Origin of the sequence: Bradyrhizobium sp. NBAIM08 (assembly GCF_020193935.1) — a bacterium.
In the GTDB taxonomy this organism is placed as follows: domain Bacteria; phylum Pseudomonadota; class Alphaproteobacteria; order Rhizobiales; family Xanthobacteraceae; genus Bradyrhizobium; species Bradyrhizobium yuanmingense.
In genome coordinates this window covers 188,816-204,303 of record NZ_JADYVR010000002.1, presented here as the reverse complement: position 1 = coordinate 204,303, position 15,488 = coordinate 188,816, and the positions used below count along the sequence as shown (strand labels likewise).

General features: G+C 65.5%; 15 protein-coding genes and 1 tRNA gene. 8 read left to right on the top strand and 8 right to left on the bottom strand.

Going from position 1 to position 15,488, the window contains the following annotated elements:
- Nucleotides 1–200 precede the first annotated feature (200 nt).
- A complete protein-coding gene (locus tag I6F37_RS06955) occupies nt 201–884 on the top strand; it encodes a GntR family transcriptional regulator (protein WP_036027964.1) in 684 nt (227 codons plus the stop codon).
- Between the two features lie 103 nt (nt 885–987).
- Here the strand turns inward: I6F37_RS06955 and I6F37_RS06950 are convergent, their stop codons facing one another.
- From I6F37_RS06950 to dctP, 3 genes are read right to left on the bottom strand one after another with little or no spacing between them, the layout of a single operon-like run.
- On the bottom strand, nt 988–2,346 hold the full coding sequence (locus I6F37_RS06950; RefSeq protein ID WP_225150716.1) for a TRAP transporter large permease: 1,359 nt from the start codon (nt 2,344–2,346) through the stop codon (nt 988–990).
- Nucleotides 2,343–2,897, bottom strand: a complete 555-nt coding sequence (locus I6F37_RS06945) for a TRAP transporter small permease (protein WP_057029145.1) — start codon at nt 2,895–2,897, stop codon at nt 2,343–2,345. Before I6F37_RS06945 ends, I6F37_RS06950 begins: the two co-directional genes overlap by 4 nt.
- Nucleotides 2,894–3,916, bottom strand: coding sequence for a TRAP transporter substrate-binding protein DctP (dctP, locus tag I6F37_RS06940; protein WP_225125469.1), 1,023 nt, complete (start codon nt 3,914–3,916; stop codon nt 2,894–2,896). The genes I6F37_RS06945 and dctP overlap by 4 nt, the downstream gene beginning before the upstream one ends.
- A gap of 327 nt (nt 3,917–4,243) precedes the next feature.
- Here dctP and I6F37_RS06935 point away from each other — a divergent pair, with 327 nt between their 5' ends.
- Nucleotides 4,244–4,489, top strand: a complete 246-nt coding sequence (locus I6F37_RS06935) for a pentapeptide MXKDX repeat protein (RefSeq protein ID WP_035999609.1) — start codon at nt 4,244–4,246, stop codon at nt 4,487–4,489.
- A 120-nt stretch (nt 4,490–4,609) separates the two neighbouring features.
- Here the strand turns inward: I6F37_RS06935 and I6F37_RS06930 are convergent, their stop codons facing one another.
- A complete protein-coding gene (locus I6F37_RS06930) occupies nt 4,610–4,957 on the bottom strand; it encodes a DUF6481 family protein (protein WP_036027966.1) in 348 nt (115 codons plus the stop codon).
- Nucleotides 4,958–5,221: 264 nt separating this feature from the next.
- On the opposite strand from I6F37_RS06930, the gene I6F37_RS06925 reads away from it, so the two are divergent.
- The 3 genes from I6F37_RS06925 (at nt 5,222) to I6F37_RS06915 (ending at nt 6,705) form a co-directional block, all read left to right on the top strand.
- Nucleotides 5,222–5,458 carry a hypothetical protein gene (locus tag I6F37_RS06925; protein WP_225150715.1) on the top strand — a complete coding sequence of 79 codons (237 nt, stop codon included), beginning with the start codon at nt 5,222–5,224 and terminating at the stop codon, nt 5,456–5,458.
- A gap of 76 nt (nt 5,459–5,534) precedes the next feature.
- Entirely contained in the window at nt 5,535–5,771 is a 237-nt protein-coding gene (locus I6F37_RS06920; protein WP_057029336.1) for a hypothetical protein, read from the top strand.
- Between the two features lie 172 nt (nt 5,772–5,943).
- Nucleotides 5,944–6,705: a hypothetical protein gene (locus I6F37_RS06915; RefSeq protein ID WP_036028017.1), complete on the top strand. Its 762-nt coding sequence runs from the start codon at nt 5,944–5,946 to the stop codon at nt 6,703–6,705.
- A gap of 284 nt (nt 6,706–6,989) precedes the next feature.
- Here I6F37_RS06915 and I6F37_RS06910 read toward each other — a convergent pair whose 3' ends face one another.
- The gene (locus tag I6F37_RS06910) at nt 6,990–7,151 is read right to left on the bottom strand and encodes a hypothetical protein (protein ID WP_035999590.1); all 162 of its coding nucleotides are present in this window, start codon (nt 7,149–7,151) and stop codon (nt 6,990–6,992) included.
- A gap of 163 nt (nt 7,152–7,314) precedes the next feature.
- On the opposite strand from I6F37_RS06910, the gene I6F37_RS06905 reads away from it, so the two are divergent.
- Entirely contained in the window at nt 7,315–7,506 is a 192-nt protein-coding gene (locus I6F37_RS06905) for a hypothetical protein (protein ID WP_074447952.1), read from the top strand.
- A gap of 282 nt (nt 7,507–7,788) precedes the next feature.
- Here I6F37_RS06905 and I6F37_RS06900 read toward each other — a convergent pair whose 3' ends face one another.
- The gene (locus I6F37_RS06900) at nt 7,789–8,016 is read right to left on the bottom strand and encodes a DUF2171 domain-containing protein (RefSeq protein WP_025036201.1); all 228 of its coding nucleotides are present in this window, start codon (nt 8,014–8,016) and stop codon (nt 7,789–7,791) included.
- A gap of 114 nt (nt 8,017–8,130) precedes the next feature.
- Here I6F37_RS06900 and I6F37_RS06895 point away from each other — a divergent pair, with 114 nt between their 5' ends.
- Nucleotides 8,131–9,414 (top strand): hypothetical protein, encoded by a 1,284-nt coding sequence (locus I6F37_RS06895; RefSeq protein WP_225150714.1) that lies wholly within the window; start codon nt 8,131–8,133, stop codon nt 9,412–9,414.
- A gap of 21 nt (nt 9,415–9,435) precedes the next feature.
- On the opposite strand, the gene I6F37_RS06890 is transcribed toward I6F37_RS06895, so the two are convergent.
- Complete coding sequence (locus I6F37_RS06890) at nt 9,436–9,654, bottom strand: hypothetical protein (RefSeq protein ID WP_225150713.1); 219 nt, start codon at nt 9,652–9,654, stop codon at nt 9,436–9,438.
- Between the two features lie 140 nt (nt 9,655–9,794).
- A tRNA-Arg gene (locus tag I6F37_RS06885) sits at nt 9,795–9,871 on the bottom strand.
- A gap of 419 nt (nt 9,872–10,290) precedes the next feature.
- Here I6F37_RS06885 and I6F37_RS06880 point away from each other — a divergent pair.
- Nucleotides 10,291–15,486, top strand: coding sequence for an alpha-2-macroglobulin (locus I6F37_RS06880; protein ID WP_225150712.1), 5,196 nt, complete (start codon nt 10,291–10,293; stop codon nt 15,484–15,486).
- Nucleotides 15,487–15,488: the final 2 nt, after the last annotated feature.

The window sequence follows — 15,488 nt, the reverse complement described above, 5'->3', positions numbered from 1 at the left end:
AACCCCCTGAAGATTTGTCGTGCGATTGCCAAATGTATAATTTATACATTTTGGGAGTCAAACGGAGTTTGCGGTCATTTCGGCGGCAGGGCGCGCGTTTGCTGGGCACTATGCGGCGCCCCGGCTTTTGCCGGGCAGCTCGACATGCAAGACAGGGACCGCGTCGGCCGCGCGAGTCGGGAAGGACATCGGACGATCAGATGAAACAGCCTCTGAAGCATCGCACCCTGTCGGCTGCGATCGTCGACCAGCTCCGCCAGGCAATCCTCGACGGCTCCTATCCGGCCGGATCGCAGCTGCGCCAGGACGCGCTGGGCGAAGCCTATGGCGTCAGCCGCATCCCGGTGCGCGAGGCGCTGTTCCAGCTCGAGGCGGAAGGCTTGGTGCGCATCGTGCCGCAGAAGGGCGCCATCGTCTCGGAGCTGTCGTTGGACGAGATCAACGACGTGTTCGACCTCCGCCGTATCCTGGAGCCGCGACTGCTGGCGCAGTCGGCGCCGCGCTTCACCGCGCAGGATTTCGACGGGCTCGACGACATCCACCGGAGCTTCGAGAAGGCGATCAAGGCGCGCAACGTCAGTGAGTGGGGCCAGCTCAATGCCGACTTCCACATGGCGCTCTACGTCCACGCCCCGCAGCCGCGCACGCGCGCGATCGTGCTGTCGCTGCTGCAGACCAGCGACCGCTACACGCGGCTACAACTCTCCAACACCAAGTCGATGGGCATTGCCGAGAAGGAGCACGCCCATCTGATCGCGCTCTGTCGTGCGCAGAAAGTAGAGGAGGCCTGCCGCTTCCTGGAGCGGCACATCGAGGCCGTGCGCAAAGACCTGCTGCAGGTGGTGGCGAACGCGCCGAAGTCGCGGCGGAAGGAGAAATCGTAGGGTGGGTTAGCCGAAGTCGTAACCCACCGCTGTTCGTCTCCGCTGCGACAGAAGACGTGGATTACGCCTTCGGCTAATCCACCCTACAGGCCGGCGATCGCTTCTACCTGCTCCCGTCCGGCCCCATCACGAGGTCCGGCAGCCAGGTCGAAATCCCCGGCACCAGGCACAGCAGCAGCACTGCAAGCATCATCAAGAGCACGAAGGGCAGCGTACCCCAGATCACCTCGCGCAGGGGAATATCGGGCGCGACGTTGCGGATGACGAAGATGTTGAGGCCGACCGGCGGGTGGATCAGCCCCATCTCCATCACGATGGTCATGACGACGCCGAACCAGATGATGTCGAAATTGGCGGCGCGGAGCGGCGGCAGGATGATCGGTGCCGTCATCAGGATGATCGAGACCGGCGGCAGGAAGAAGCCGAGCACCACGACCATGACGAGGATCGCGAACAGCAGCTCCCAGCGCGGCAGGTGCATCGCAACGATGGATTCGGCGACCGATTGCGAGATGTGCAGATAGCTCATCACGTAGGAATAGAGCAGCGACATGCCGATGATCATCATCAGCATGGTCGATTCCCGGATCGTCGACTTCATGATCGGCGCGAGGTCGCTCGGCCGCCACACGCTGTAGATCGCAGCGATCAGCGCCAGCGCCAGGAGGCCGCCGAGGCCGGCGGTCTCCGACGGCGTGGCATAGCCGCCATAGAGCGCGACCATGACGCCGGTGAGCAGCAGCACGAAGGGGATCACGCGCGGCAGCACGCTGAAGCGTTCGGCGAGCGTGTACTCGTCACGATGCAAGATCGGAGCCTCCGGTCCGCCGTTCTTGTAAGCCACCTCGGCGGCGGCATATTCCTGGCGGAAGCGAACGACGGCATAGATGCCGAACAGCGTGACCAGCAGCAGGCCCGGCCCGATGCCGGCGAGGAACAGCCGTCCCAGCGACTTTTCGGCGGCGACCGCGAACAGGATCATCGTGATCGAGGGCGGCAGCAGGATGCCGAGCGTGCCCCCCGCTGCGATGATGCCGGCGGCGAAGCCGCCGGAATAGCCGCGCTTGCGCATCTCGGGGATCCCGGCCGAGCCGATCGCCGAGCAAGTTGCCGGCGAAGACCCCGCCATCGCCGCGAACAGCGCGCAGGCGAACACGTTGGCAACGCCGAGGCCGCCGGGCACGCGGTGCAGCCAGGCATGCAGCGCCAGATAGAGATCCTGGCCGGCGCGGGACCTGCCGATCGCCGCGCCCTTCAGGATGAAGAGCGGGATCGACAACAGCGTGATCGAGGCCATCTCCTCGTAGACGTTCTGCGTCACCGTATCGAGCGAGGCCGAGGGCATGAAGATGGCCATGAACACCACCGCGACCGCGCCGAGCGCGAACGCAATGGGCATGCCCGAGAACATCACGAGCAGCGTCACGATGCCGTAGGCGACGCCGATACCGAAAACGCTCATGGCCGCTTGGCTCCGGCGAAAGGCAGCGCAAGCTGCACGAGGATCTGGATGCAGAGCAGGCTCATCCCCAGCGCCATCAGCGTGTAGGGAATGGCGAGCGGCGGCGACCACATCGAGTTCGAGACCTGGCCGTCGACATAGGCTTCGTGCGCCAGTGTCCACGACTTCCAGGTGAAGAAGGCGCAGAACAGGAACGTGGCGGCATCGACCAGCCAGAGCCGGACCCGGTTCGCGAATGGCGAGAGCAGGCCGACGAAGGCCTCGATGCCGATATGACCGCGGTTCTGCTGCACATAGGCCGCCGTCATGAAGGTCGCGCCGACCAGGAGGAATACGGCGGCCTCGTCCTGCCAGTAATTGGCCGCCTTGTATAAGGCGCGACTGAGCACGCTGTAGCTCAGGATTGCGCAGGCCGCGACCAGTGCGATCGCGGCGAACACGACGATGATGCTGTTGAGGACGGCGAGACCGCGATCGATCGCTGCCGCAGGGCCGGTCCCCGCGGCAACGCTCGTCCGGTCGTCACGATCCGGAAGCGGACCGTGGCTCATGCTGCGACGTCGATGGCGAGCTTGAGCAGGTTTGCGGCGGTCGCGGTCTTGGCGCTGTAGTCCTTCCACGCGGTGTCGCGGGCGATGTCGCGCCATTTTCCGACGGTGGCGGCGTCGAGCGCCGAGACCTTGGCCCCGGCCTTCTCATAGACCTTGGCGACCTCGACGTCGTCATCCTGCGCGCCCTTGCGGCCGAAGGCTTCGAGCTCGGTGCCGACCGCGAGCAGGATGTCCTGATGGTTCTTCGGCAGCTTGTCGAAGATCGCCTTCGACATCATCAGCGGCTCGAGCATGAACCAATAGGAGGCGCCCGCGCCCGAGGTCAGCGACTTCGCGACCTCTTCGAGGCGGAACGAGATCAGGCTCGTCGAGGAGGTGATGCCGGCATCGCAGGCGCCGGTCTGCATCGCCGCGTAGATCTCGTTCGACGGGACCGACAACACCGAGGCGCCGGCGGTCTGCAGCACCATGTCCATCTCGCGCGAGCCGCCGCGCACCTTGAGGCCCTTGGCGTCCTCCGGGGCGACGATCGGCTTGGAACGGCTAGCAACGCCGCCGGCCTGCCAGACCCAGGTGAGCAGGATGATGCCCTTGTCGGCCAGGAAGTCGGTCAGCGCCTTGCCGACGGGCTCCTTCTTCCAGCGCAGACCCTGGTCGTAGTTGGTCACGAGGCCCGGCATCAGGCCGATATTGGTCTCCGGCACTTCGCCGCCGGCATAGGGCATCGGATAGAGGCTGATATCGAGCGCGCCCTTGCGCATGGCGGAGAACTGCGCGTTGGTCTTGATCAGCGAGGAGTTCGGATAGATCTCGGCGGCAATGTCGCCATTGCTGCGCTTACTCACTTCGGCAGCGAACATGCGGCACAGCCGGTCGCGGAAATCGCCCTTGTCGATAGTGCCGCCTGGGAACTGATGCGAGATCTTCAGCGTGGTCGCGGCCTGCGCGGTGCCGGTGCCGAAGCGGAGAATGGCAGGTGCCGCGACGGCGGTCGCGAGCAGATGGCGGCGCGTGAACATGATGTAATCCCCTTGGGCGTTTCTTTGGGCGTTTCTCGGAGTGTTTTTGGCAGAGGTGATTTGAACTGGGTTCTTCGCGACCGCGGGGCCAATCCAAGCCGGTCTCCATCCGATGGTCTTTCATCTGATAGTTCGAGACAGAGTGCCGCGGCAAGTGCCGGTTGTGCTGCGCTGCAGCACATCCGATCCATGCGGGCTCGCCAATCAACGAGGGCGGCTGGCCGCAGAAATTTATCGATGGTCAGCGTAACAACGCCACACGGCTATCCGTCGAGACAGGATAGCGGCGTCCGTCGCTGACAAACAAATCACGAAGGAAGATGAACCATGACCATTCGCACCCGCATCGTGCTCGGCGTCTCGGCTGCCGCTCTCTCGCTAGGCCTCGCGTTTGCGCCGGCCGCCTTTGCTCAGGACAAGATGGGCAAGGATGATGGCATGATGAAAAAGGACACGATGTCCAAGGACGGCATGATGAAGAAGGACCACATGTCCAAGGACGACGGCATGAAGAAGGATCACATGTCGAAGGACGGCATGAAAAAGGACGACGGGATGATGAAGAAGAACTGATCCCGGGTCGTCATCGCGCAACGCCCCTTGGGCGGGCCGCGTCCTCTCGAATTCCGGCGGCATTTGAGGCCCCCGGAATGATGGCTCAGTTCAAGTTCAATTGAACGTGACCAGCGCGTTTTACTTGCGCTTAGCCTTGCGGGCGGCGTAGCGCGCATCGCGCTTGGCCTTCTGCTCGGCCTCGAGCGCAGCCTGCTTCTCGGCGGCTTCCTCGGCTTCCCGCGCGATCCGCGCAGCTTCGGCTGCCTTGGCCTCTTCCTCGAGGCGCTTCTGCTCAGCCTTTTCGGCCTCGCGCGCGGCCTTTGCCTCGGCGCGCTTGGCCGCGAGGGCCTCACGCTCGGCGCGCTTCGCCGCCACCGCGGGATCATCCGGCCCCGGCTGCGACTTGAACTTGTTCAAAAGATTTTTGCGGGCGTCCTGCGCCGCCTTTTGCCGGTCTGCAAAGCCGGGTTCCCTGAATCCACTCATCGACGAGCCTTGTCTTCCTCGCTTTCGATCCTACATCGGTGCCTGTTGGTAAGTCGGCTGGGCATAGCAGGCGCCACGCGACGCAGAAGCGTGTACATCGGCGCGCGTCGCGAAGCCACCCATAATCGCAGCCGATCAGGTCAACGAAAAATCGCCCCCCGACGATCTCTCGTAGCCCGAAAAAACTGCCGAATTGTGATGTCCCTCATAAGGGAGCACATGGGCGACGCCTAGCGTCCGCCCCGTACGAGACGGAGCACGGGCATGACAATCTCAAGACCAAGCCTGAAGGCGCTCGCGATTGCCGTCGCCCTGGCAGGCGTGGCCGGCGCCGCGCTGCTGCTGGCTCGTCCGCAGCCCATCGAAAGTGCCGTGCTGGGAGCGGATTGGGAATGCACCCAGACCGCATTCGTGCTCACGAGCTGCGCACCGCGCGTTCAGGAGGCAATTCGGGCGGTCGAAACCTTGCGCAAGGATGCAATCCAGCAGACCCGGGGCTGAATTGGGCCGGACGATCCGGATGTGACGCGACGCCGCAGAGGTGGTAAAGCCAGCGCGCCAGCGTGACCAGGCGGCCATGTCGAAGCCAGAGTCCAGATCCGAACCGGGCGAGGAGCCCCATCCTCGACCGAACCGTCAGCCCAAGCCTCCGTCCGGCGGCGACCGCCGCGGCGCGCTGGCAGGATTGATCATCGCGGTCGTGATCCTCGGCGTCGGCTGGTGGCTTGCCCGGGATCTGACGGCAGCCAGCAAGATGCAGGATTGTCTGATGTCCGGGCGAAGCAATTGCAATGTGATCGAGCCGGCTCGCTAGGCGCGCTCTACAGCATGGCCATGGGGCCGAAAAAATGCCCTGATCTTAATCATTTGTAACGGGACTTAGCCGATCAAGCAGGGCAGTGATTTCGGCCGGCATCAGCCCGGCGCGCGGCGATTCGCCGATCGCGCCCGGGATTCACGGCCATGAGAGCAGGGGGCGAGCACGCATGAGTGCGTCCAAACATCTGAAGATCTTCATTCCCTTGGTTTCGGCCACGTCGCTGCTCGCGCTGTCGGCGCAGGCGCAAGAGGCCAGGTCCCGGCAAGAGGTCGTCCAACCGCCGGCCGGGCCGGCAGCAGGCGCGCCGCCACAGGCCAATCCGCCCATGCGCAAGGGCCCTCCGCCGCAGCAAGCGACCAGGCCTGCGCAGCCCGGCGGTCAGCCCCATGCGGGTCACAACGCCGGGGGCCCGCCGCCCGGACGTCACGTCGCGCGCGGTCCTGCTCCCACACGTGATTGGGGTGGGCACACCTATCGCGGCAACCTTGCCTGGGAGGGCGGACGCTGGCGCCACGACGTCCGCCATGGCCGATCCGGCTGGTGGTGGGACGTTGGCGGCGTCTGGTATTATTATCCGCAGCGTATGGCCGGCCCGCCCGCCTACATTTCAGAGGACTATATCGACGACGTGCCGGTGGTCTACGCCCGGCCTCCGGTGGCCTATGCTCCGCCACCTCCGCCGCCGCCACCGCCGGCCGATCCCGGCGCCAGCGCGCTCGGCGGCGCGCTCGTCGGCGGCCTGCTGGGCGGACTGATCTCGGGCAATGCAACCGGGGCCGCCGCAGGCGCGGTTCTTGGCGGCGCGACGGGCGCGATTGCTGGCGCGACCGCAGCGTCCCAGCCCGGCTATTACTGGGCGCAGGGCACCTGCTACTACCGCTATCCGAACGGCCAATATGTGCAGGCCGATCCCCGCGCCTGCTATTGAGTTTTGCAGGCAGGATCGGACCATTGGAGGCGGGCTTCGGGCCCGCCTCATCCTTTTGCACGCCGGCGGTTGCTATGAATTGGCTCTGGTGCTCGTCGCCCCCTCACGTCAATTTCAAAGAAAAATGACGGGATGATTCGCGGGGGATGTGGTGCATGCTGGATGCCATCCAGATCAGCGTGGCGCTCTGGGCCATGATCGTTTGCGGCGGAATTAAACTCTCGCAGGCGTTGCCCTACCTGCTCTAAAACGGCGATCAGCTGGCAGGCCAATGCCTTGGTCGGTCAGGACACGAGCCAATCGAAGAATGCGATCGAGGCCCAGACCAGGCCCGCGATCCAGGCCACCATGACGACGCCGATGGTGCCGAGATAGGCGATGCCGAGCAGGTCCGCGCGATGTCGCTGCCTCGGGACGATGACTTCGGTTGCTGCTTTGCGTGTCATGACCGGACATCACCCATGAAGCCTGGACACGCAGTTTAGCGGAGATGTCGCGGACAGGCTGTGACGTGGTTCACAGACCGGTGCAGGAAGGCTGGTCGTTACCCCGCAATCATACGGACGAAATTGCCACGCACTCGTCCAGATGGCCGGCTAGAGTCTGCGCATGTACACGGAGTACGATCCGCAACATGAGGCCGAGGCCGCTATGAAGCGCGCCGCGGAGGCCGAGGGTGCCGACAGGCAACGGCTGATCCAGCTGGCCCTGGCATGGCACGAACTCGCCCGCGATCTGCACGATGAGCAAGCCGGCCCCTCGCATCCAGCCGGGCGCAGGCCTTTGGCCCGAGAGCGCTGAGATGAGAAAAACCCCGTGCTCGGGGGACAAGCACGGGGTCCTTCAAAGCCGACCGGGGCTGGCGGGTCGGCACCACTCAGTTCGGTCATCCAACGCGCGGATCGCGCATTCGTTCCCGGTCAATCCGCAGCGCTGAAATCCGATCGCATTGCAGCGACCTTCCGCAGAAAGTCATCGTTAACGAATGCTCCGCGCAATCGAATTGCAGTCGCGATTCGTACTCGCGAACGAAGCGGAGTCGGACCGTGAACAAACAAAAAGCCCCCGCAGGGGCTCAGTGTTTTACGCAGCTTCGGTCTTCGGGACGGCGTCGGCATTCACCGACAGCTTGACCACGTCGCCTTCGACGGCGCCGACATATTTCGTGTCGATGTAGTGATGGTGGTCCTTGTGACCTTCCGGGCTGTCCTTGCGCGTCAGCTTGATGCGGTTGCCCTCGAGACGATCGACGGTGCCGACATGTGCGCCGTCCTTGCCGATGATCTTCATGTGCTCTCTGATGTCAGCCATGCTGTCCTCCTTGCATGGCTTCAACTGCGAAGGCGCCGGTTCGTTGCAGCAGGCACGTTGGACCCGTTGGGATTTCCGGACGTTGACGCCTGATTGGATCTGTCAAGAAGCGCGATGGAGACCGTTCGGGCCTATCTGGAACGCAAGCACTGGGAACTCAGGCTGTTGAACGACGGCCTGAGAAACCCGCTCGATTTGGCGTCGCCGCGTTCCGTCGATGACGTCGTCAGGTCCAAATTCCAGATCACTGCCGCGCTCAGGGCGGAGCATGAATTACACGAGTGGAAGGCGACCGAGACCGCCTGGTCGCACACGGCCGATCCCGCCAGCGGGCCGTTCGAGTTCAGTTACGACTACCAGCGGGCCGATCTCACGGTACGCGGTCCGTCGTTCTACGAGCTCGACGGCGGCTGCACGAGCACGGCGATCTACACTGCCTCGGGGATGGCGGCGATCTCCGCGGTGCTGCTCGCCTCCGCGCGGATCGTCGCGAAGGCGGATATCCTGGTGCTGCCAGGCTGCTATGGCGAGACGCTGGAGCTGATCCGAAGCTTCATGCCGCATTTGCGGATCGAACCCTTGCCGCTGCCGCTCGGCGATGCGCTTGCACGGGTGAGCTCGCCGCGGATCCTGCTGCTGGATTCCTGCTCCGTCGCCGGCGCCATCGAGGCGGTGCTGCGCTGTGACGGCTCGGGCCTCGATCTCCTGATTTTCGATACGACGTGCTTCGCCGGCAGGTCGGGCCGCATCAGGCGCGTCGTGGGGTGGGCCAGGCGACACGGAATTGCGCTGGTGCTGGTGCGAAGCCACAACAAGCTCGATTCGCTCGGAGCGGAATATGGCCGCCTCGGCTCGGCCGTCTTCGTGGGCGGGCATGAGCGTCCACCGCGGGCAGGGGACGCTGAATGGTCACGCCTCGCGTTCGAAACGTGCAACGCAGTGCGGCTGCTCGGCGGCGCGGCATTGCCGGCCCACTTCCCGCCCTTCGCGGGCAGCGCGGCGTATTGGGCGCTGACGAAGCGGCGCGTGGCGGCGATCTTGCGCAACGGCCGCAGCTCGGCGCGATGCTTTGCCGCCGAGATCCCGGCGCTCTCGGCTCAGCTTCGCTTCGCTCACGGCCTCTACGTGACTCTTCGCGGAAGGCGCGCGCTCGACGAGGCGGCCGCACGGCAGGCTGCCGAGGACATGAGCTGCGAATTGCGCCGCGCGGGCTTTCCCATCCGCCACGCCGGCAGCTTCGGCTTCGATTTCGCCGCGACCGAGTGGTTTCACGACGCGACGACGGACCAGTACAGCGTCCGGGTGGCGGTGCCGGACCTGCCGACGGAGGTGTGGGACGATCTCACCGCGGCCATTGCGCGGTGGTGGCGGGGTCATCAGCGGGCAGGCTGTGGATAGACCGGAGGGCGGGCGCGTCGATCAGTCGACCGCCAGGCAATATTCGAGTCGCGGCTTGTCGTGACCGCGGCGCGCCCAGTCCTCAACGGCAAATGCAGGCTGACGTTGTCCCGTTGCGGCGCCAAGGATCGAGGCCTGGACCACCTTGACGGGCCTCGTGACCGCATTGGTGCTCACCAAGCCCGCGTCGACCGCCAAATACAAGATCGCAACGACCGCGACCGCAGATGCGATCGCCATTCTCGTCAATTCGGATTGCTGCATTCCCAAACCTATCGGGCGCGTCTCACCCGGCGCTTAGATAGGGCTGATCGGCGCCGTTCAAAGGCCGGCATATGGTTACCCACGCGTTCGTGAACAGCGGCGGCAAGGCAACGAGCTGGCGATCCCGGCAGGACTCGAACCTGCAACCCGCGGAGTAGAAATCCGCTACTCTATCCAGTTGAGCTACGGGACCGTCTGAGCCGGCCGTCTTGAGCCGCCCGGATTGGGCGGCTGGCCGTTCATGTAGCATGCCAATATGAAAAAACTGGTGTTTCGCCAAGTCTGAACCGAACCGTTTTCCTCAGTGCGGCGACAAAGCGGAACGGTGGGGTGTCAGGGTGCCGGGTTGAGCGGCAGCGGACTGGACGATGGATCACATCGCCGGGAACGCTGAACAGCTTCCGGGGCACGGCCGCCGGTCGACTGGTCAGGTAGTGCTGCGCCATCAGGACGGCGTGCGTGGCGATATCTTGGCCGGTCTCCTCTGGGCTTACCTCTGTCATGGCGAAAGCGACGCTTTGCACCTTCTGGTTCCATCGCCTTGAGTCCGTCACCTTTCCGCGCATTTCATTTGCCGCCGCGGCGTTCGTCCGCGCTTTCCGGGAGTCTTCAATGATCGGTCTCGTTCGCGCCGTCACAATCTGCGCCGCGCTAGCGCTCGGCCTTGTCACCGCGCAGGCCGCCGACAAGGCGTTCAAACGCGACGACCTCGCGGATTCCGCGATCAAGCTGGAGGCCCAGATCAAGAGCGAGGCGGGGCCGGTCGCCAAGACCAATGCGACGCTGAAGACGGACGCCGACGCCGCCTTCCGGCGCAATGATTACCGCACCGGCCTTTCGGTGCTCGGCCAGATCGCCGCGACCACGCCCGAGGATGCCGGCAACTGGCTGCGGCTCGCCAAGGTCATCTTCCAGATATCGCCGAAGAGCTCGAGCGAGCAGACCTTCCTGCTGGAGCGCGCCTCGACGGCGGCCTATATCGCTTACATGCGCGCCGGCAATCCGGGCGAGGAGGCCGACGCGCTCGCCGTGCTCGGCAAGGCGCTGGCCGACCGCAAGCTGTGGCGGCCGGCACTGGATGCGCTGCGGCTGTCGCTCGACATGCGCGAGGTCGCCGAGGTCCGCGGCCAATATGAGAAGATGCGCGACGAGCACGGCTTCCGGCTGCTCGACTATACCGTCGACTCGGACTCGGCGAGCCCGCGCGCCTGCTTCCAGTTCTCCGAGGAGCTCGCCAAGCGCACCGACTTCGCGCCGTTCCTGGCGCTTGCAGGCCAGGACAAGCCGGCGCTGTCGGCCGAAGGCAAGCAGCTCTGCGTCGACGGGCTGAAGCACGGCGAGCGCTACAACATCAACCTGCGCGCCGGCTTGCCGTCGACCGTGAAGGAGGGGCTGCCGAAATCGGCCGAGTTCAACATCTATGTGCGCGACCGCAAGCCGTTCGTGCGCTTTACCAGCCGCGCATATGTGCTGCCGCGGACCGGCCAGCGCGGCATTCCCGTCGTCAGCGTCAACACGCCCTCAGTCAGCATCAACGTGTTCCGGATCGGCGACCGCAACCTGATCAACACGGTCGTGGACAGCGATTTTCAGAGGACGCTGTCGAAGTACCAGCTCAGCGAGCTCGGCGACGAGCGCGGCGTCAAGGTCTGGACCGGCGAGCTTGCGACTGCGACGACGCTGAACCAGGACGTCACCACGGCGTTCCCGGTCGACCAGGCGCTCGGCGAGCTCCAGCCCGGTGTCTACGTCATGACGGCCGCGGCGAGGGCCTCGGACGAGGACTACCAGCTCGCCACGCAATGGTTCATCGTCTCCGACCTCGGCATCGCCGCTTATTCCGGCAATGACGGCATTCATGTCTTCGTCAACTCGCTGGCGTCGACCGACCCGGTCGGCAAGGCCGAGGTGCGCCTGGTCGCGCGCAACAACGAGATCCTGGCGACGCGCAAGACCGACGATGCTGGTCACGTGCTGTTCGAGGCCGGCCTTGCGCGCGGCGAGGGCGGATTGTCGCCGGCGATGCTCACGGTCACCGGCGAGAAGGCCGATTATGCCTTCCTGAGCCTGAAGACCTCGGCCTTCGACCTGTCCGACCGCGGCGTTTCGGGGCGCGCGGTGCCCGCCGGCGCCGATGCCTTCGTCTATGCCGAGCGTGGCGTCTACCGTTCCAGCGAGACCGTGTTCCTCACCGCGCTGCTGCGCGACGGGCAGGGCAATGCCGTCACCGGCGGGCCGATGACGCTGGTGGTCGAGCGCCCGGACGGCGTCGAATATCGTCGCGCCGTACTGGCGGATCAGGGCGCCGGCGGCCGCACGCTGTCCGTGCCGCTCAACTCGGCCGTACCGACCGGCACCTGGCGGGTGCGCGCCTTCACCGATCCGAAGGGAGCTTCGGTCGGCGAGACCACCTTCATGGTCGAGGATTACGTCCCCGATCGGATCGAATTCGACTTGTCCGCCAAGGACAAGCTGATCAAAGCTAACGCTCCAGTGGAGCTTAAGGCCGACGGTCATTTCCTCTATGGCGCACCTGCTTCGGGCCTGCAGCTCGAAGGCGACATGCTGATCGCGCCGGCGGCCGAGCGGCCCGGCTTTGCCGGCTACAAGTTCGGCGTCGACGACGAAGAGACCACCTCGAACGAGCGCACGCCGCTGGAGAACCTGCCCGAGGCGGACGCCCATGGCGTCGCGACCTTCCCGGTGACGCTGGACAAGCAGCCGGCCTCGACGCGTCCGCAGGAGGCGCAGATCTTCGTCCGCATGGTCGAGACCGGCGGCCGCGCCGTCGAGCGCAAGATCGTGCTGCCGGTCGCGCCCGCCACGGCGCAGATCGGCATCAAGCCGCTGTTCGGCGACAAGAACGTCACGGAGGGCGACAAGGCCGAGTTCGACGTCGTGTTCGTCTCGCCGGACGGCGAGAAGCTGCGCCGCGACGGTCTGCGCTACGAGCTCCTGAAGATCGAGTCGCGCTACCAGTGGTACCGCCAGAACAATTACTGGGAGTACGAGCCGGTCAAGTCGACCTCGCGCGTCGCCGACGGCGACGTCACTGTTACGGTCGACAAGCCGACGCGGATCTCGCTTACGCCGCAGCCCGGCCGCTACCGGCTCGACGTCAAGTCGAACGAGGCCGACGGCCCGGTGACCTCGGTGCAGTTCGACGTCGGCTGGTACTCCGACGGCAGCGCCGACACGCCGGACCTGCTGGAGACCTCGATCGACAAGCCGCAATATTCCTCCGGCGACACCATGACGGTGTCCGTCAACGTCCGCAGCGCCGGCAAGCTCACCATCAACGTGCTCGGCGAGCGGCTGCTGACGACGCAGACCATCGACGTCAAGGAAGGCACCGCGCAGGTCAAGCTCCCGATCGGCAAGGATTGGGGCACCGGCGCCTATGTGGTGGCGACGCTGCGCCGTCCGCTCGATGCCGCCGCCCAGCGCATGCCGGGCCGTGCGATCGGGCTGAAATGGTTCGGCATCGACAAGCAGGCGCGTACGCTGCAGGTGAAGCTGTCGCCGCCTTCGCTGATCCGGCCGAATTCGACGCTGAAGATCCCCGTCAAGCTCGATGGGCTCAATCCGGGCGAGGACGCCAAGGTCGTCATCGCCGCGGTCGACGTCGGCATCCTCAATCTCACCAATTACAAGCCGCCGGCGCCGGACGATTATTATCTCGGCCAGCGTCGCCTCAGCGCCGAGATTCGCGACCTCTACGGGCAGCTGATCGACGGCATGTCGGGCACGCGCGGCCAGATCAAGTCCGGCGGCGACGCCGGTGGCGAGCTCCAGGGCTCGCCGCCCACGCAGAAGCCGCTCGCGCTGTATTCCGGCATCGTCACCGTCGCCGCCGACGGCTCGGCCGAAGTGAGTTTCGATGTTCCGGAGTTCGCCGGAACCGCGCGCGTGATGGCGGTGGCGTGGACCGCGACCAAGCTCGGCCGCGCCAACACCGACGTCGTGATCCGCGATCCCGTCGTGCTGACGACGACGCTGCCGCGCTTCCTGCTCAACGGCGACCGCGGCTCGGTCAACCTCGAGATCGACAATGTGGAGGGCCAGGCCGGCGACTACGTCATCAACGTGAAGGCGGGCGGCCCGGTGAAGATGACCGGCAATCCCGCCACCACGGTGAAGCTCGCGGCCAAGCAGCGCAATGCGTTCTCGCTCGCGCTCGATGCGACCGCGGCGGGGCAGGCGACGCTCGACGTCGACATCAAGGGGCCGAATGGCCTCGCGCTGGTGCGTCACTATGTGTTCGACGTCAAGCCGGCGACGCAGGTGCTGGCGCGGCGCTCGATCCGGACCCTGGCGAAGGGCGAGAGCCTGACGCTGAGCTCGGACATGTTCTCCGACCTCGTGCCGGGCACCGGCGCTATCTCGGTCTCGGCCAGCCTGTCGACCGCGCTCGATGCGGCAACGATCCTGAAAGCGCTCGACCGCTATCCCCATGGCTGCTCGGAGCAGATCACGAGCCGGGCGATGCCGCTGCTCTATGTCAACGAGCTCGCGGCCGGCGCGCATCTTGCCATGGACACCGAGGTCGACCAGCGCATCCGCGACGCCATCGAGCGGCTGCTGGCCCGCCAGGGCTCGAACGGCTCGTTCGGCCTGTGGCTGGCCGGCGGCGACGATGCCTGGCTCGATGCCTACGTGACGGACTTCCTCACCCGCGCCCGCGAGAAGGGCTTTGCGGTGCCGGACGTGCTGTTCAAGAACGCGCTCGACCGTATCCGCAACTCCGTCGTCAATGCCGACGAGCCGGAGAAGGACGGTGGCCGCGATCTCGCCTATGGCCTGTATGTGCTCGCCCGTAACGGCGCAGCTCCGATCGGCGATCTCCGCTATCTCGCCGATACCAAGCTCGCCAACCTCGCGACCCCAATCGCGAAATCGCAGCTTGCGGCGGCGCTCGCCCTGGTCGGCGACCGCAACCGCGCCGAACGGGTCTATGGCGCGGCGCTCGACAGCCTTGCGCCGAAGCCCGCGCTGGAATTCGGCCGCACCGACTACGGCTCGCAGCTGCGCGATGCCGCAGCATTGGTGTCGCTCGCCAGTGAAGGCAATGCGCCGAGGGCGACGCTGACGCAGGCGGTGTCGCGGGTCGAGACCGCCCGTGGGCTGACGCCCTACACCTCCACGCAGGAGAATGCGTGGCTGGTGCTGGCGGCACGGGCGCTCGCCAAGGAGAACCTCTCGATCGAGGTCGATGGGCAGCCGGTCAAGACTGCGCTGTACCGCAGTTACAAGGCGGACACGCTGGGCGGCAAACCGCTGAAGATCACCAACACCGGCGATGCGCCGGTGCAGGCGGTCGTCTCGGTGTCGGGCTCGCCGGTCACGCCGGAGCCGGCGGCGTCCAACGGCTTCAAGATCGAGCGCGGCTACTATACGCTCGACGGCAAGCCCGCGGACATCAGCAAGGTCAAGCAGAACCAGCGCTTTGCGGTGGTGCTGAAGATCACTGAGGCCAAGCCCGAGTACGGCCACATCATGGTGTCCGACTATCTGCCGGCGGGCCTGGAGATCGACAATCCGAACCTGGTGTCGTCCGGCGACAGCGGCACGCTGGACTGGATCGAGGACGGCGAGGAGCCGGAACATACCGAATTCCGCGACGACCGCTTCACCGCGGCCGTCGACCGGGCCTCGGATTCCAAGTCGGTCTTCACGCTCGCCTATGTCGTGCGCGCGGTCTCGCCCGGCAAATACGTGCTGCCGCAGGCCTATGTCGAGGACATGTACAATCCCTCGCGCTATGGCCGGACCGGCACGGGCAGTGTCGAGGTGCGGGCGGCGAAGTGAGT

Coding starts and splice junctions, on each gene's coding strand:
- I6F37_RS06895 (WP_225150714.1), top strand. CDS start 8,131: ATGGAGACCGTTCGGGCCTATCTGGAACGCAAGCACTGGGAACTCAGG.
- I6F37_RS06930 (WP_036027966.1), bottom strand. CDS start 4,957: ATGAGTGGATTCAGGGAACCCGGCTTTGCAGACCGGCAAAAGGCGGCG.
- dctP (WP_225125469.1), bottom strand. CDS start 3,916: ATGTTCACGCGCCGCCATCTGCTCGCGACCGCCGTCGCGGCACCTGCC.
- I6F37_RS06955 (WP_036027964.1), top strand. CDS start 201: ATGAAACAGCCTCTGAAGCATCGCACCCTGTCGGCTGCGATCGTCGAC.
- I6F37_RS06905 (WP_074447952.1), top strand. CDS start 7,315: ATGTACACGGAGTACGATCCGCAACATGAGGCCGAGGCCGCTATGAAG.
- I6F37_RS06910 (WP_035999590.1), bottom strand. CDS start 7,151: ATGACACGCAAAGCAGCAACCGAAGTCATCGTCCCGAGGCAGCGACAT.
- I6F37_RS06945 (WP_057029145.1), bottom strand. CDS start 2,897: ATGAGCCACGGTCCGCTTCCGGATCGTGACGACCGGACGAGCGTTGCC.
- I6F37_RS06900 (WP_025036201.1), bottom strand. CDS start 8,016: ATGGCTGACATCAGAGAGCACATGAAGATCATCGGCAAGGACGGCGCA.
- I6F37_RS06880 (WP_225150712.1), top strand. CDS start 10,291: ATGATCGGTCTCGTTCGCGCCGTCACAATCTGCGCCGCGCTAGCGCTC.
- I6F37_RS06935 (WP_035999609.1), top strand. CDS start 4,244: ATGACCATTCGCACCCGCATCGTGCTCGGCGTCTCGGCTGCCGCTCTC.
- I6F37_RS06950 (WP_225150716.1), bottom strand. CDS start 2,346: ATGAGCGTTTTCGGTATCGGCGTCGCCTACGGCATCGTGACGCTGCTC.
- I6F37_RS06920 (WP_057029336.1), top strand. CDS start 5,535: ATGTCGAAGCCAGAGTCCAGATCCGAACCGGGCGAGGAGCCCCATCCT.
- I6F37_RS06925 (WP_225150715.1), top strand. CDS start 5,222: ATGACAATCTCAAGACCAAGCCTGAAGGCGCTCGCGATTGCCGTCGCC.
- I6F37_RS06915 (WP_036028017.1), top strand. CDS start 5,944: ATGAGTGCGTCCAAACATCTGAAGATCTTCATTCCCTTGGTTTCGGCC.
- I6F37_RS06890 (WP_225150713.1), bottom strand. CDS start 9,654: ATGGCGATCGCATCTGCGGTCGCGGTCGTTGCGATCTTGTATTTGGCG.